Origin of the sequence: Edwardsiella piscicida, from assembly GCF_021733145.1 — a bacterium.
Lineage (GTDB): Bacteria > Pseudomonadota > Gammaproteobacteria > Enterobacterales > Enterobacteriaceae > Edwardsiella > Edwardsiella piscicida.
Window position 1 is genome coordinate 970,156 of the sequence record NZ_CP090968.1, and the last position, 15,195, is coordinate 985,350.

Annotated in this window: 10 protein-coding genes; 6 read left to right on the forward strand and 4 right to left on the reverse strand. The window is 56.2% G+C overall.

The features are described from left to right. Positions 1–54: 54 nt before the first annotated feature. Complete coding sequence (katG, locus tag L1P05_RS04400) at positions 55–2,229, reverse strand: catalase/peroxidase HPI (RefSeq protein WP_012847754.1); 2,175 nt, start codon at positions 2,227–2,229, stop codon at positions 55–57. A gap of 903 nt (positions 2,230–3,132) precedes the next feature. Here katG and tdcA point away from each other — a divergent pair. The 5 genes from tdcA (at position 3,133) to pflB (ending at position 10,078) form a co-directional block, all read left to right on the forward strand. Then, positions 3,133–4,074: a transcriptional regulator TdcA gene (gene tdcA, locus L1P05_RS04405; protein ID WP_015461074.1), complete on the forward strand. Its 942-nt coding sequence runs from the start codon at positions 3,133–3,135 to the stop codon at positions 4,072–4,074. 96 nt (positions 4,075–4,170) lie between these two features. Next, the gene (tdcB, locus tag L1P05_RS04410) at positions 4,171–5,160 is read left to right on the forward strand and encodes a bifunctional threonine ammonia-lyase/L-serine ammonia-lyase TdcB (protein ID WP_012847759.1); all 990 of its coding nucleotides are present in this window, start codon (positions 4,171–4,173) and stop codon (positions 5,158–5,160) included. Positions 5,161–5,181: 21 nt separating this feature from the next. Continuing rightward, positions 5,182–6,513, forward strand: coding sequence for a threonine/serine transporter TdcC (tdcC, locus tag L1P05_RS04415; RefSeq protein ID WP_041692492.1), 1,332 nt, complete (start codon positions 5,182–5,184; stop codon positions 6,511–6,513). Positions 6,514–6,542: 29 nt separating this feature from the next. Continuing rightward, positions 6,543–7,751 (forward strand): propionate kinase, encoded by a 1,209-nt coding sequence (tdcD, locus tag L1P05_RS04420; protein WP_012847761.1) that lies wholly within the window; start codon positions 6,543–6,545, stop codon positions 7,749–7,751. A gap of 32 nt (positions 7,752–7,783) precedes the next feature. After that, positions 7,784–10,078, forward strand: a complete 2,295-nt coding sequence (gene pflB, locus L1P05_RS04425; RefSeq protein WP_012847762.1) for a formate C-acetyltransferase — start codon at positions 7,784–7,786, stop codon at positions 10,076–10,078. Positions 10,079–10,112: 34 nt separating this feature from the next. Here pflB and L1P05_RS04430 read toward each other — a convergent pair whose 3' ends face one another. The 3 genes from L1P05_RS04430 to L1P05_RS04440 form a co-directional block, all read right to left on the reverse strand. Next, positions 10,113–10,748, reverse strand: coding sequence for a hypothetical protein (locus L1P05_RS04430; protein WP_012847763.1), 636 nt, complete (start codon positions 10,746–10,748; stop codon positions 10,113–10,115). A gap of 349 nt (positions 10,749–11,097) precedes the next feature. Further along, complete coding sequence (locus L1P05_RS04435) at positions 11,098–12,198, reverse strand: glycerol dehydrogenase (RefSeq protein ID WP_012847764.1); 1,101 nt, start codon at positions 12,196–12,198, stop codon at positions 11,098–11,100. 532 nt (positions 12,199–12,730) lie between these two features. Further along, positions 12,731–13,492 (reverse strand): substrate-binding domain-containing protein, encoded by a 762-nt coding sequence (locus L1P05_RS04440; RefSeq protein WP_012847765.1) that lies wholly within the window; start codon positions 13,490–13,492, stop codon positions 12,731–12,733. A 949-nt stretch (positions 13,493–14,441) separates the two neighbouring features. On the opposite strand from L1P05_RS04440, the gene traT reads away from it, so the two are divergent. Continuing rightward, positions 14,442–15,179, forward strand: coding sequence for a complement resistance protein TraT (traT, locus tag L1P05_RS04445; RefSeq protein WP_012847767.1), 738 nt, complete (start codon positions 14,442–14,444; stop codon positions 15,177–15,179). Positions 15,180–15,195: the final 16 nt, after the last annotated feature.

Consider the following 15,195-nt stretch of genomic DNA (forward strand, 5'->3'; position numbering starts at 1 on the left):
CCGAGGGGTGTTTCTGGATTTACGCCGCCGCGTCAGGCGGCGTAGCACCGTGACTTAGCACAGATCGTAGCGATCGGCGTTCATGACCTTGGTCCAGGCGGCGACGAAGTCGCGGACAAACTTCTCTTTATTGTCGTCCTGTGCGTAGACTTCGGCATAGGCACGCAGTATAGAGTTAGAGCCAAAGACCAAGTCGACCCGGCTGGCGGTCCACTTCAGCGCACCGTTAGCGCGTTCGCGGATTTCATACAGGTTGCTGGCGGTCGGTTTCCAGGTGTAAGACATATCCGTCAGGTTGACGAAGAAGTCATTGCTCAGGACACCGATGCGGTCGGTGAAGACCCCGACCTTGCTGCCGCCATAGTTGGCGCCCAGCACGCGCATCCCACCGATCAGCACCGTCATTTCACAGGCGGTCAGGCGCATCAGCTGAGCGCGATCCAGCAGCAGCTCTTCGGCCGTGACGACGTAGTCTTTCTTCAGCCAGTTGCGGAAGCCATCGGCCAGCGGCTCCAGAACCTCGAAGGAGGCTTCGTCGGTCATCGCCTGGGTCGCATCGCCGCGTCCCGGCGCAAACGGCACCTCGATAGCGACGCCGGCGGCCTTGGCAGCCTGCTCGATCCCCAGGTTACCGGCGAGGACGATCACATCCGCGACGCTGACGTTAAACTCGGCAGCAATCGGCTCCAGCACGGCCAGTACCTTAGCCAGGCGGGCCGGCTCGTTGCCTTCCCAGGTGTTCTGCGGTGCCAGACGGATACGGGCGCCGTTGGCCCCGCCGCGTTTGTCCGAGCCGCGGAAGGTGCGGGCGCTGTCCCAGGCGGTGCTCACCATGTCGGCGATGCTCAGGCCGCTGGCGGCGATCTTCGCCTTGACGGCGGCAACGTCATACTCGCTGCGGCCGGCGGGAACCGGATCCTGCCAAATCAGCGCTTCCTGCGGCACGTCCGGCCCGAAATAGCGTGACTTCGGCCCCAGATCGCGGTGGGTCAGCTTGAACCAGGCGCGGGCAAAGACGTCGGAGAAGTAGGCGGGATCCTGACGGAAACGCTCGGCGATCTGACGGTAGGCCGGATCGACCTTCATCGCCATATCGGCATCGGTCATGATCGGCAGTAGGCGGATGGACGGGTCTTCCACGTCGACCGGCTTGTCTTCTTCAGCAATCTGGATCGGCACCCACTGCCAGGCGCCCGCCGGGCTCTTGGTCAGGGTCCACTCATGGCCCAGCAGCATGTCGAAGTAGCCGTTATCCCACTGGGTCGGCTTGCTGGTCCATGCCCCTTCGATCCCGCTGCTGACCGTATCACGGCCAATACCGCGGGTGGTGTGGTTGTTCCAGCCGAGCCCTTGCTCCTGCAGATCGGCGCCTTCCGGTGCCGCGCCCAGGTTGGCGGCGCTGCCGTTGCCGTGGCATTTACCCACGGTGTGGCCGCCGGCGGTCAGGGCGACGGTTTCTTCATCGTTCATCGCCATACGGGCGAACGTGACGCGCACGTCGTTGGCGGTTTTCTGCGGATCCGGATGACCGTCAACCCCTTCCGGGTTAACGTAGATCAGGCCCATCATGACCGCGGCCAGCGGGTTTTCCAGATCGCGCTCGCCGGAGTAGCGGCTGCCTTCGCTGCCGCTCGGCGCCAGCCACTCTTTTTCTGAACCCCAGTAGGTATCGATTTCCGGATGCCAGATATCTTCACGGCCAAAGGCGAAGCCAAAGGTTTTCAGCCCCATGGACTCATAGGCCATGGTGCCGGCCAGCACGATCAGATCCGCCCAGCTGATTTTGTTGCCATATTTCTTTTTAATCGGCCACAGCAGGCGACGCGCTTTATCCAGGTTGACGTTATCAGGCCAGGAGTTGAGAGGCGCGAAGCGTTGGTTGCCGGTGCCTGCGCCGCCGCGGCCATCCGCGATGCGGTAGGAGCCGGCGGAGTGCCAGGCCATACGAACCATCAGACCACCGTAGTGACCCCAGTCGGCCGGCCACCAGGGCTGGCTGTCGGTCATCAGCGCACGCAGATCGTCTTTCAGCGCCTGGACATCCAGCTGCTTCAGCGCTTCTCGGTAGTTAAACTGCTGCCCCATTGGGTTTGTTTTGGTATCGTGCTGATGCAGAATGTCCAGATTCAGGGCATTCGGCCACCAATCCTTACTGGCCATGCCCGCGGAGGTCATACCGCCGTGCATGACGGGGCATTTACCGCTAGAAAATTCGTTGTTATTTCCCATTTATCGCACCTTCAGTAAATTTGTGGAGTACTGTTCAGGTCATTACTGCGGATAATGCATTGCGTGATGGATCGCTGCATTCGTTTTAGTCCTTAACGATTATACGTGCTAATGGTTTTTTGTCCGGTCTGCGCGCTCAATTTCTGAAATAGGGACAATCGATTAATCTTCATAAGTTGATTGTTATTTCCTGTTATTTAAGCGCGTCGATGAGCTCCCCTGCGCAATGATTTTTGATTGTTAGCCCCAGCGGGGAGGCGCAGGGACGGGATCGGTGCATCGCCGGCGGCGCGTCGTGCGACGTTGGGCCGATAGGACCGTTTATCCGATGATAGCCATAAAAGCGGCCAGGACGTTGGCGATTTTTAGGACGATCTATGACGTCATGCTGCCTCTGTTGGTGATGATAGGGATAGATTCTGTTATTTGGCGTGTTTTATGGTTTCATTTATGGAATAAATGGTAAAAGAAGGTGTTTTGTGTTTGTTTTATTGATTTTATTAGTGGTAATGATTTTTTTATCCGTGCGGGCTGGGCGGCGCCTGGCGTTCGGCGAGGGGCGCGGACAGAGCATTCCCGCGGGGTTGCTGCCATGGTGTCGATAGCATTCGGATGGAATGTTTTTATTTACCTGCATAAATGCGTTTTTAGCTTCTTTACGGTTTAAAAAATCGCTTTTTTCGTGGTGCTTAAATTATCGCCATAACATAAAGTTATTCTCTCTTTTTTTCTTGACTGCGGTCATGAAAAAATAGGTTATTTTTATTTATCTGTATGAAACACATAGGGTAAATATCAAATGGAAATATTGCTCTTTATAAACTGTGAGCAATAACACATCCCCCCATAACCCTATTTAGTAGAGTTCACTACCACCCGCTGAGAGAATAAGTGCTAATGAATATGAACACGTTTATTCTACCCAAAACGCAACACCTTGTGGTCTTTCAGGAGGTCATCAGAAGCGGCTCAATTGGGGCTGCGGCCAAGCGTTTGGGGATTTCTCAACCGGCGGTAAGCAAGACCATCAGCGAGATGGAAGACTATTTTGGTATCGAGGTTATCATTCGTAAAAATACCGGCGTCACGCTGACCAGCGCGGGGCAGGTGCTGCTGAACTATTCCGAGTCAATCACCCGTGAAATGAAGAATATGGTCAGTGAGATCAATAGTCTGAGCTGTAGTAGCGTCGCCGATGTCGCCTTTGGCTTTCCATCCCTGATCGGCTTTACCTTTCTGTCCCAGATGATTAAGACATTTAAAAGCGTATTCCCTAGCGCGCAGGTGTCGATGTTTGAAGCTCAGCTTTCGTCCTTTTTCCCGGCGATCCGCGATGGGCGTTTGGACTTTGCCATCGGTACGCTGAGTGATGATATGCAGCTGCAGGATCTGCACGTTGAACCGCTGTTTGATTCAGAGTTTGTGGTCGTCGCCAATAAATCGCGAAGCGGCAGTGGCCCGCTGACGCTGGACGCCCTACGGCATGAGCAGTGGGTGCTGCCGCAAACCGATATGGGGTATTATAAACAGCTGCTCAGCATTTTGAATAAGCATCAGATTGACACTGCGAATATCATAAAAACCGACTCAGTCGTTACGATCTATAATCTGGTGCTCAATGCGAATTTCCTTACCGTGATCCCCTGCGATATGACGACCCCCTTCGGCTCAAATCAATTTATGACCCTGGCGATTGAGGATGCGCTGCCGATCGCACACTATGCCGCGATTTGGTCAAAAAACTATAAGATTAAAAAATCCGCGCTGCTGTTGGTAGAGTTGGCTAAGCAGTATTGTCCAAGCCAGTGTGCCAAATATAAACAGCCGGTCGCCGCCGAGCAGTAGCACATGAGATGAGTGAGTGTGGGTAATTAAAAAATACCCGCAGGATCAGTATTGTCGTTGGCTTTGAATATAAATTACTCCTGTAGAGAGGATAGCATGCATATTACATATGATCTTCCCGTTAGTATTGATGATATTCAAGCAGCAAAAAAAAGACTCTCCGGAAAAATATATAAAACAGGGATGCCGCGCTCTAATTATCTTAGCGAACGCTGTAAGGGCGAAATATTTTTGAAGTTTGAAAATATGCAGCGTACCGGTTCGTTTAAAATTCGCGGTGCGTTCAATAAGCTGAGCTCCCTGACGGAGAGCGAACGCCGCAAGGGGGTGGTGGCCTGCTCCGCCGGTAACCATGCCCAGGGAGTTTCACTCTCCTGCGCCATGCTGGGGATCGACGGTAAAGTCGTCATGCCGACCTGTGCGCCCAAATCCAAGGTCGCGGCCACCTGCGACTATTCGGCGGAGGTCGTGCTGTATGGCAATAACTTCAACGACACCATTAGCAAGGTGAGTGAGATCGTCGAGATGGAAGGGCGGATATTTATTCCACCTTACGATGATCCGATGGTGATTGCTGGTCAGGGAACCATCGGTCTGGAGATTTTAGAAGATCTCTATGATGTCGATAATGTTATTGTACCGGTCGGCGGCGGTGGGCTGATTGCCGGTATTGCGATTGCGATTAAATCGATTAACCCGACCATCCGTATCATTGGCGTGCAGTCGGAAAACGTACACGGTATGGCGGCATCCTATTACGCCGGGGAGATCGCGACCCATCGTACGAGCGGTACGCTGGCCGACGGCTGCGATGTTTCGCGTCCAGGAAACCTGACCTTTGAGATTGCCCGCGAGCTGGTTGACGACATGGTTCTGGTCAGCGAAGAGGAGATCCGGGCCAGCATGGTGGCGCTGATCCAGCGTAATAAGGTGATTACCGAAGGGGCCGGTGCCTTAGCCTCTGCCGCACTGCTGAGTGGAAAGCTCGATCAGTATATTAAAGGGCGTAAAAGCGTCAGCATCATCTCCGGTGGGAATATTGACCTCTCCCGTGTTTCGCAAATTACCGGGCTGGTAGACGCCTGATTTTTTATGTGAGGATAAGATATGAGTAGCACTGACAGTGTCGTTGCGGGTCAGGCCAAGGTGACCACTTGGCGCAAAACGGATACACGCTGGGTTTTAGGGTTGTTCGGTACAGCGATCGGGGCCGGCGTTTTGTTCTTCCCGATCAGCGCCGGTATCGGCGGGCTGTTGCCGATCATTTTCATGCTTATTCTTGCCTTTCCCATCGCGTTCTTTTGCCATCGCGCGTTGGCTCGTCTGTGCCTGTCCGGGCGCAGCATATCGGATAATATTACCGATACCGTCGATCAGCACTTCGGCCATGTCGGCGGCGTGGTGATCACCTTCCTGTATTTTTTTGCCATCTGTCCGCTGCTGTGGATCTACGGCGTGACCATCACCAATACGTTTATTGCCTTCTGGCAGCATCAGCTGCTGCTGCCGGCCATTAACCGTGGCGTGGTGGCGTTGGCTATCCTGCTGGTCATGGCGTTTTTTATCTACTTCGGCAAGGATTTAATGGTTAAGGTAATGGGATATCTGGTCTTTCCCTTCATTACCTGCCTGGTGCTGATCTCCCTGTCGCTGATCCCCTACTGGACGGGTGACATCTTTACCAGCTTCGATATGCACAGCCTGAGCCTGTTCGGCAGCCATGGCATTCTGGTAACCGTCTGGCTGGGGATCGCGATTATGGTGTTCTCCTTCAACTTCTCCCCCATTGTTTCGTCGTTTGTAGTCTCCAAACGCGAAGAGTATGAGGCGGACTTTGGCCGGGAATATACCGAGCAAAAGTGTGCGAAGATCATTTCGCGCGCCAGCGTGCTGATGGTGGTGGTGGTGATGTTCTTTGCCTTTAGCTGCCTCTTTACCCTGTCGCCGCAGGATATGGCGCAGGCTAAACAGCAGAACATTCCCATTCTCTCCTATCTGGCCAACCACTTCAGCTCACTGGGCAGCGGTAAATCTACCTATGCCACCGTTCTGGAGTATGGCGCCTCGATTATCGCCCTGGTGGCTATTTTTAAATCGTTCTTTGGTCATTACCTGGGAACCCTGGAGGGGTTGAACGGTTTGATCATTAAATTTGGCTACCATGGAGAGAAGTCGCAGGCGCCGATGAAGAAGCTCAATATGATCAGCATGGTCATCATTATGGGCTCTACCTGGGTGATCGCGTATATCAACCCGAATATTCTGGACCTGATCGGTGCCATGGGTGCGCCTATTATTGCTGCGCTGCTGTGTCTGCTGCCGATGTATGCGGTATGGCGAGTTCCTGCGCTGGCGAAATACAAAGGCAAGGCGTCTAACTATTTCGTCACGATTATCGGCCTGCTGACCATCCTGAATATTGTTTATCAGCTGATGTAATTCGGCGAGCGGACGATGGGAGTCATAAAATGCATGAGTATCCAGTCGTGCTGGTGATAAACAGTGGATCGTCTTCGATTAAGTTTTCCGTGCTGGACGCACAGCGCTGTGAGGTGCTGCTGGCCGGCATCGCCGAAGGCATCAATAGCGGCAGCGCGACGCTGTCGGTGAACGGCGCGGCGCCGGTCGCGCTGGCGCAGCGGGGCTATGAACCTGCGCTGGCCGCCATCTGCGCCGAGCTGGAGAAGCGCAGCCTGATCGACAGCGTGGCCTTAATCGGCCACCGCGTCGCGCACGGCGGCAATCTGTTCCAGCAGTCGGCGATCGTGGATGATGAGGTGATGGAGAAGATTCGCCGGATCTCTCCGCTGGCGCCGCTGCACAACTACGCCAACCTGAGCGGCATGGTCTCCGCCAGACATCTGTTCCCCGGGGTGACCCAGGTTGCGGTGTTTGATACCAGCTTTCATCAGACGCTGGCGCCGGAGGCCTGGCTGTACGCCCTGCCATACCGCTATGCGCAGGAGTATGGCGTGCGGCGCTACGGGTTTCACGGCACCTCGCACCGCTATGTGTCGCAGCGCGCCCATCATCTGCTGGGGCTCTCTGAGGCGGACTCCGGCCTGGTGATTGCGCACCTGGGCAATGGCGCCTCTATCTGCGCGGTGCGCAACGGACGCAGCGTCGATACCTCCATGGGGATGACGCCGCTGGAGGGGCTGATGATGGGCACCCGCAGCGGCGACGTCGACTTTGGGGCACTGGCCTGGATCGCCAGCCAGACCGGCCAGTCGATCGCCGATCTGGAGCAGATGGTGAATACCGAGTCGGGGCTGCTGGGGATCTCCGGGCTGTCGTCGGATCTGCGGGTCTTGGAGCGGGCGCAGCGAGAGGGACATCAGCGGGCCGATTTGGCGATACGCACCTTTGTTCACCGCATTGCGCGCCATATCGGCGGACACGCCGCCTCGCTGCGGCGTTTGGACGGCATTATCTTTACCGGCGGGATCGGCGAGAATTCGGCGCTGATCCGGCGGATGGTGCTGGAACATTTATCCGTATTCGGTATTACGCTGGCGCCGGATAAAAATAATATGCCCGGCAGCGCAGGCGAAAGAATTATATCCGGTGAGGACTCCGCCGTTATTTGCGCAGTGATCCCTACCGATGAGGAGAGAATGATTGCTCTGGACGCACTGCGTCTAGGAAAAATAATGCCATCGATTGAATACGCATAATTTATTCATTGTTATCTAAAGAGAGTATTTCCATGAAGGTTGATATTAATACCGGCGATCGCGCATATGCCGAGGCCTGGTATGGCTTTATAGGTACTGAATGGAAAAACGAAATAAACGTTCGTGACTTTATTCAGAATAACTATACGCCTTATACCGGCGATGAATCTTTTCTGGCGCCGGCGACGCCTGCGACAACGGCGCTATGGCAAAAGGTGATGGAGGGGATCCGCATCGAGAATGCGACCCATGCGCCGGTCGATTTTGATACTAACGTCGCGACGACCATTACGTCTCACGGGCCGGGCTATATCGCGCGGGAGCTGGAGACCATCGTCGGGTTGCAGACGGACGCTCCCCTGAAGCGCGCGCTGCATCCGTTTGGCGGCATCAACATGATCCGCAGCTCGTTTAACGCCTATGGGCGGGAGATGGACCCGGCGTTCGAGTATCTGTTCAGCGACCTGCGCAAAACCCATAACCAGGGGGTCTTCGACGTCTACTCGCCGGAGATGCTGCGCTGCCGCAAGTCGGGGATTTTGACCGGTCTGCCGGACGGCTATGGCCGCGGGCGTATCATCGGCGACTATCGCCGGGTGCCGCTGTACGGTATCGCTTATCTGGTGCGCGAGCGCGAGCTGCAGTTCGCCGATCTGCAGCCGGCGCTGGAGCGCGGCGACGATCTGGAGGGGGTGATCCGCCTGCGTGAGGAGCTGGCAGAACAGCGGCGGGCGCTGCTGCAGATCCAAGAGATGGCCGCCGACTACGGCTACGATATCTCCCGCCCGGCGCGCAGTGCGCAGGAGGCGATACAGTGGCTGTACTTCGCCTATCTGGCCGCCGTGAAGTCACAGAACGGCGGCGCCATGTCGCTGGGGCGCACCGCCACCTTCCTGGATATCTATATCGAACGCGATCTGCAGGCCGGGGCGCTGACGGAGACCCAGGCGCAGGAGCTGATCGACCACTTCATCATGAAGATCCGCATGGTGCGCTTTTTGCGCACGCCGGAGTTCGACTCGCTGTTCTCCGGCGATCCTATCTGGGCGACGGAGGTGATCGGCGGAATGGGGCTGGATGGTCGCACGCTGGTGACCCGCAGTTCATATCGCTATCTGCATACGCTGCATACTATGGGACCGGCGCCGGAGCCGAACCTGACCATCCTGTGGTCAGAGGCGCTGCCGATCAGCTTTAAAAAGTATGCCGCGCATCTCTCTATTCTGACCTCGTCGCTGCAGTATGAAAACGATGATCTGATGCGCCCGGACTTTAACAGCGATGACTATGGCATCGCCTGCTGCGTCAGCCCGATGGTGATCGGCAAACAGATGCAGTTCTTTGGCGCCCGCGCGAACCTGGCCAAGACTCTGCTGTACGCGATCAACGGCGGCGTGGACGAGAAGCTGAAGATCCAGGTGGGGCCGAAAACCGCGCCTCTGATGGACACGGTGCTGGAGTATGAGACGGTGATCGAAAGCCTCGATCGCTTTATGGACTGGCTGGCGGTGCAGTACATCAGCGCGCTGAATCTGATTCACTACATGCACGACAAATACAGCTATGAGGCGGCGCTGATGGCGCTGCATGATCGCGATGTCTACCGCACTATGGCCTGCGGCATCGCGGGGCTGTCGGTGGCGGTGGACTCCCTGTCCGCGATAAAGTACGCGCGGGTGACGCCGATCCGTGACGAGCAGGGGCTGGCCGTGGACTTCGCCATTGAGGGGGACTACCCGCAGTACGGCAACAACGACGATCGGGTAGACCGTATCGCCTGCGATCTGGTCGAGCGCTTTATGAAGAAGATCCGGGCGCTGCCAACCTACCGGCATGCGGTGCCGACCCAGTCGATCCTGACCATCACCTCTAACGTGGTCTACGGGAAAAAGACCGGCAATACGCCGGACGGTCGCCGCGCCGGGACGCCGTTTGCCCCGGGGGCTAACCCGATGCACGGGCGCGACCGTAAGGGGGCCGTGGCCTCGCTGACCTCCGTGGCCAAGCTGCCCTTTACCTATGCCAAAGACGGTATCTCCTATACCTTCTCCATCGTGCCGCAGGCGCTGGGCAAGGAGGAGACGGTGCGTAAGGATAACCTGGTCGGCCTACTGGACGGCTACTTCCACCACCGAGAGGCGGTAGAGGGCGGTCAGCACCTCAATGTGAACGTGATGAACCGCGATATGCTGCTGGATGCGATAGCGCACCCGGAAAACTACCCGAACCTGACCATCCGGGTCTCCGGCTATGCGGTGCGCTTCAATGCGCTCACCCGCGAGCAGCAGCAGGATGTGATTTCCCGCACCTTTACCCGCACGTTTTAACGGGAGCGGGCGTTACCTTCCCACGGGCCGCGCATTAGGGCGGCCCGTTTTTAACCGTTTGGCGCAGCACACGGCGTTCGGCAGCGATCAGGGTGCGGGTTATCTGGAAGAGGCCGAGCATAAACGGGCACTCAAACATCTCTTCGATCAGCTCCTTATAGCGGTTTTCCGGCTGTAAAAAGGCGACATACGCGCGCTGGTGCTCGACGGCGTCGGCGAGGATGAATGCGCCGATCACCGCGCCCAGCGTCCAGAGCGGGACGGGATGGCGTCGGGCCCGTTCGGCGATGGCGCCGCGCAGTGAGCGAAAGCAGAGGGGGATCGCCAGCGCCATGATCAGGAGGAGCGGGATGGCCCGATAGAGCAGCGCCGGGCCCGCGGGAAACGCGATCCGTCCCCAGCTCATGTGGCGGCCAAGCAGGAGCAGCCACCACAGGGCAACCCACAGCCAGAAGTGTCTGTCGGTCGCGCTCAGTGCGTTTTTTTTGCACCACTGCAGGGTAAACAGGGCGCCAAATACCAGCCAAATACCCTGGGTAAACTCAATGCGCTGTATGAGGGCGGCAACCGCGGTTGCATCGTCGGGCAGAAGATTAAGCCGGGAGAGAGTGCCAATCGTTAATATTATAATAAAAAGAAATATATCGACAATTGATGCCTTTAATTTCATCTCGTTCTCTTTTTTATTTAATTCGACGCTGGAGAGAAAAAGATAATGCAGTGTATCGAGCGGCCGGATGGCGCAAAAAAAGCCATGTATATATCTTATGGCTTCTGTATTTTTATTTATTTTAAATATTTGTCTTTGGCGCTTAATCGCGCGTGACGGCGTTATTATTTTATCGATAATCGTCGCGTATGGCGTATGGCGTATGGCGTATGGCGTATGGCGTATGGCGTATGGCGTATGGCGTATGGCGCCTCGGCGGCGCTATCGCCAACGGTATTCGCGGCCGGGGCGGGGGGAGGGCGGTGTTTTGGAAAAGGGCACGGGGCGCAGGACGCCCCGTACCGCGCGGTTAGGCTAGCCAGGCCCGCCCCAGCCGATCGGCGGCCAGGATCGCGGCATACACCTGCGGCGCCGTCACGCTGAACGGCATATTGTGAATGGTCTCCCCCTTGGCGCAGCTGGCCTCGGCTACGGCCATGATCTTATCGTTTAGCTGCGGGCCATCCTTGATACCCAGCTGCGCCAGCGTGACCGGCAGCCCCACCTGGACGCAGAAGTCGAGCACGGTTTCAATCTGCTCACTGCTGCTGTTTTGCAGCACCAGCTGGCACAGAGTGCCAAAGGCCACCTTCTCCCCGTGGTACATCGCGTGGCACTCCTCCAGCACCGTTAGCCCGTTGTGGATGGCATGCGCCGCCGCCAGCCCGGCGCTTTCAAAGCCCAGCCCGCTCAAATAGGTATTGGCTTCGACAATGTTGTCCACCGCCGGCGTCGCGACGCCGGCCTCGACCGCCAGCTTGGCCTTGTATCCCTCCTCCAGCAGCGTCTGATAGCACAGGTGCGCCAGCGCCAGCGCCGCTCGGGTCGACTCTCCGCCGGCCATGCTGATCGCGTGGGCATCCACGCAGGCCTGCGCTTCAAAATAGGTGGAGAGGGCATCGCCCATACCGGCGACCAGCAGGCGTACCGGCGCCTTGGCGATGATCGCCGTATCCATCAGCACCATATCCGGGTTGGTCGGGTAAATCAGATACTCTTCAAACTCGCCCTGGTCGCTGTAGATCACCGACAGCGCGCTGGTCGGCGCGTCCGTAGAGGCAATGGTCGGGACGATCAGCACAGGCAGCGCCTGAGTGTGGGCCAGCGCCTTCGCGGTATCCAGCGTCTTGCCGCCGCCGATGCCGATCACCCCCCGGCAGCCCAGACGCTTCAGCTCACGGCCCAGACGATCGATCTCGCTACGGCTGCACTCGCCGCCAAAGCGGACAAAGTGCCCTTCGACGTCGGCCTGTTTCAGGCTGCTTGCCACCGTCTCGCGGGTCAGCCCCATGACAACGTCGTCGGCGATAACAAACTGGCTGTCGGCCAGCAGTCGGGCATACTGCCCGATGGCGTGCAGCGCGCCGGGCCCCTGAATATACTTGGACGGTGATTGGATGACTTTTAACATCGTTACGCTCCTGTCGAGAAGATAAAGTCTGCTAAAGGCGCTCCGCCGGGCGAAGGCCACGCTGTCGTTGAGTATGGATCAGATAGTCAGGTTACGGCCCCTTTTTTGCGCCAGCAAGCGACGATGTTGTCATGCAACTATCTATCGACCACCGTGGCCAATCAATCGCGTCCGACCTTTCGCCGGCAAGCCCCCATTTTGCCCGAAGCGTTCGACAATCTCAGCATCACGCCACTTCCGGTAAGCGGCGTGGGCCGTGATTGACGGGGCGATACCCGTCGCCTTTCGCGCATGGCATCAGCAACCCGTCCTGAGCACGACGACAATAGCGTTCATTGCCGTGCGCTTACGCTGCGTCTCCAGTGAATACCGGATTCTGTGCCCTGGGCGTCGCGATGCCATCGTTTCCCCAATCTTAGCGCGGATCTGCTCTGTGTAGTTTGCCATACGTCACCCGCAGCAATGACCGTAACGCATGCTATGACAGCGTCTTTGGGGATCGGCGCGACATGCAGACAGGAGGTTGTTCCGCTTAAGACGCGGCGGATCTCAACCAACCGTATTTTATAAATATCGGAAGGGCTTCATCGGAGCGCAGCCAGGCGGCAAATTGGCGAGTTTCTTCATCTGAGTCTTTACGGACTGTAATATTCATATCGCGCCATATTATATAGTCTGGTTCAATCTTAACGACATCACCGATTCCTGGATTACTGATAGCCCAATCCGCCCAGGTTATCCAAACATCGGCTTGAGGCTGCTCTTCCAGAGCTTTACGGGCGCTCCCGCTATTGGGCGCAAAGAGGATAATATTTTGCCGTATGCCGATAACGGTCTTAATATCCCCTTTACGCCCCGCGATATCTTCCCATACACCCGTGCCAGAGGTATTACTCGTACCACCGCCATCGTTTACGATAATCCCAATCCCGGGGCGAGAGAGGTCTTCAACTCCCTTGATATTTTTAGGATTTCCTTTTTTTACCAGCAGGATGCTCTGCCGTAAATACAGCGGCTGAATATCTTTCTCACTGAAGTTATTCTGATGATCGCGCACGATGGCCAAGGCCGATTGCTCTGAGGCACCAAATAGGATATCCGCATTCTTCTTTGCTGCATCATTCCACGTTGCCTGAGGGCCGTAGTGTACGGTAATCGGCACCCCAGTTTTTTGGGTATACTGTGCCGCTGCCGCCTGTAAGGCGACGTGGGGGCCACCGGGTCCATATAAATGAATGTCGGCAAATGCGGCTGAAGAAAATGCAAAAATCATCGTGGCTAGAACTTTTTTCATAAGTATTCCTCTCATTTTTGGCGAGGAGAGATGATAGGTGTTTTAGCCGTATTCTGATGCGTTATCACGAAAACGTTAAGCTTTTAACATTTAATAACTCATAAAAAATAAGTATATAAATGGTTTGTTAGATGGATAAATAGAATGTATATGGGATTATATTTTATATAACTCGCCAGCGGGCTATTGCACGGCGTCAGTCGAATAACGTTCGAGGATAGCCTAAGCCTCCGGCGCCTCGCCGGTAGGTAACCCGTGTTGCCAGAAACGGGCGACAACCTCAGCATCACGCCACGTTGGGACGCGACGCTGGCCGTGATTGACGCGTATATACCTGCCGCCTTTCGCGTATTGCATCAGCAACCCGTCCTGAACACGGAGGCAATGGCGTTCATTACGCGACGATTATCGATGCGCCTACGCGGCGTTGCCCGTCGATGTCGGGGGGGCACTCTGGGCATCGCGGGGCCCTGTTTTCCCTGTACTCCGCGTGCATCTTCCATTGGGGGCCTGCCCGACATTGTCTATTGCCTCTTTCTGATGAGGGCGCCGGGGCTCAGTTGATGACGCGCGTTATTATTTATCAGGGCGGTGAATGGGTATTCGCGATATGTATCCTCTTGTTATACAAAAGACAGGATGATTTGTTTCCATTATATTTGCATGAGATCTACTCCATTCGTGTTAATTACCCCGCGCCGCCGGGGATAATCCGGGCGTCATACCGTGAGGCCTTGCCCCACGTGGCCTGAGCAAGGCGTGGTTATTTCGCGAACACCCCGTTTAGCTGCGATTTAACCTTGCGTAGGAATACTCCTGAATCGCGTTTATAAATAATGTCGCCATTTGCATTAAAATAATCTGCATCGCTATAATCGCCGCACTGTGAAACGCCAGCAACGCGGCGCCGGTTATTTCTCTTTTTCTACCTCTGAATGAGTATATTTATATGAACCGCCATTATAAAAATGCCGCTATTGCCGGCTTGATCTCCTTTTGTCTGCTGCTGTCCGGCTGCGGCGCAGTAAGTACGGCGATTAAGAAGCGTAATCTGGAGGTAAAAACCCAGATGAGCGAAACCATTTGGCTGGAGCCGTCGTCTCAGAAAACCGTATATTTGCAGGTGAAAAATACCTCGGATAAAACGCTGGATAATCTGCAGGCGCAAATTGCCGAAGATATTCGGGCTAAAGGCTATCAGCTGGTCTCCAACCCCGACCAGGCCTACTACTGGGTACAGGCCAACGTGCTGCGGGCCGATCGGATGGATCTGCGCGAGGCGCAGGGGCTGCTGAGCCAGGGGTATCAGGGGGCGGCCACGGGGGCCGCGCTGGGAGCCGGTATCACCGCCTATAATACCGCCTCTGCCGGGGCAACCCTGGGGGTTGGGTTAGCGGCGGGCCTGATCGGGCTGGCGGCGGATGCGATGGTCGAGGATGTCAATTATACCATGGTCACCGACGTGCAGATTGCCGAGCGTACGACGGCCAAGGTGCAGACCGACAATGTGGCGGCCCTGCGTCAGGGAACGTCCGGCGCCAAGGTACAGACCAGCAACATGCAGGGTAACCAGCATCGCTATCAGACGCGTATTGTCTCCAGCGCCAATCAGGTCAATCTGAAGTTTGATCAGGCACGCCCGGCGCTGGAAGCGCAGCTGGCCAAATCCATCGCCAGCATTCTGTAAGCGCGCCGTGGGGCCC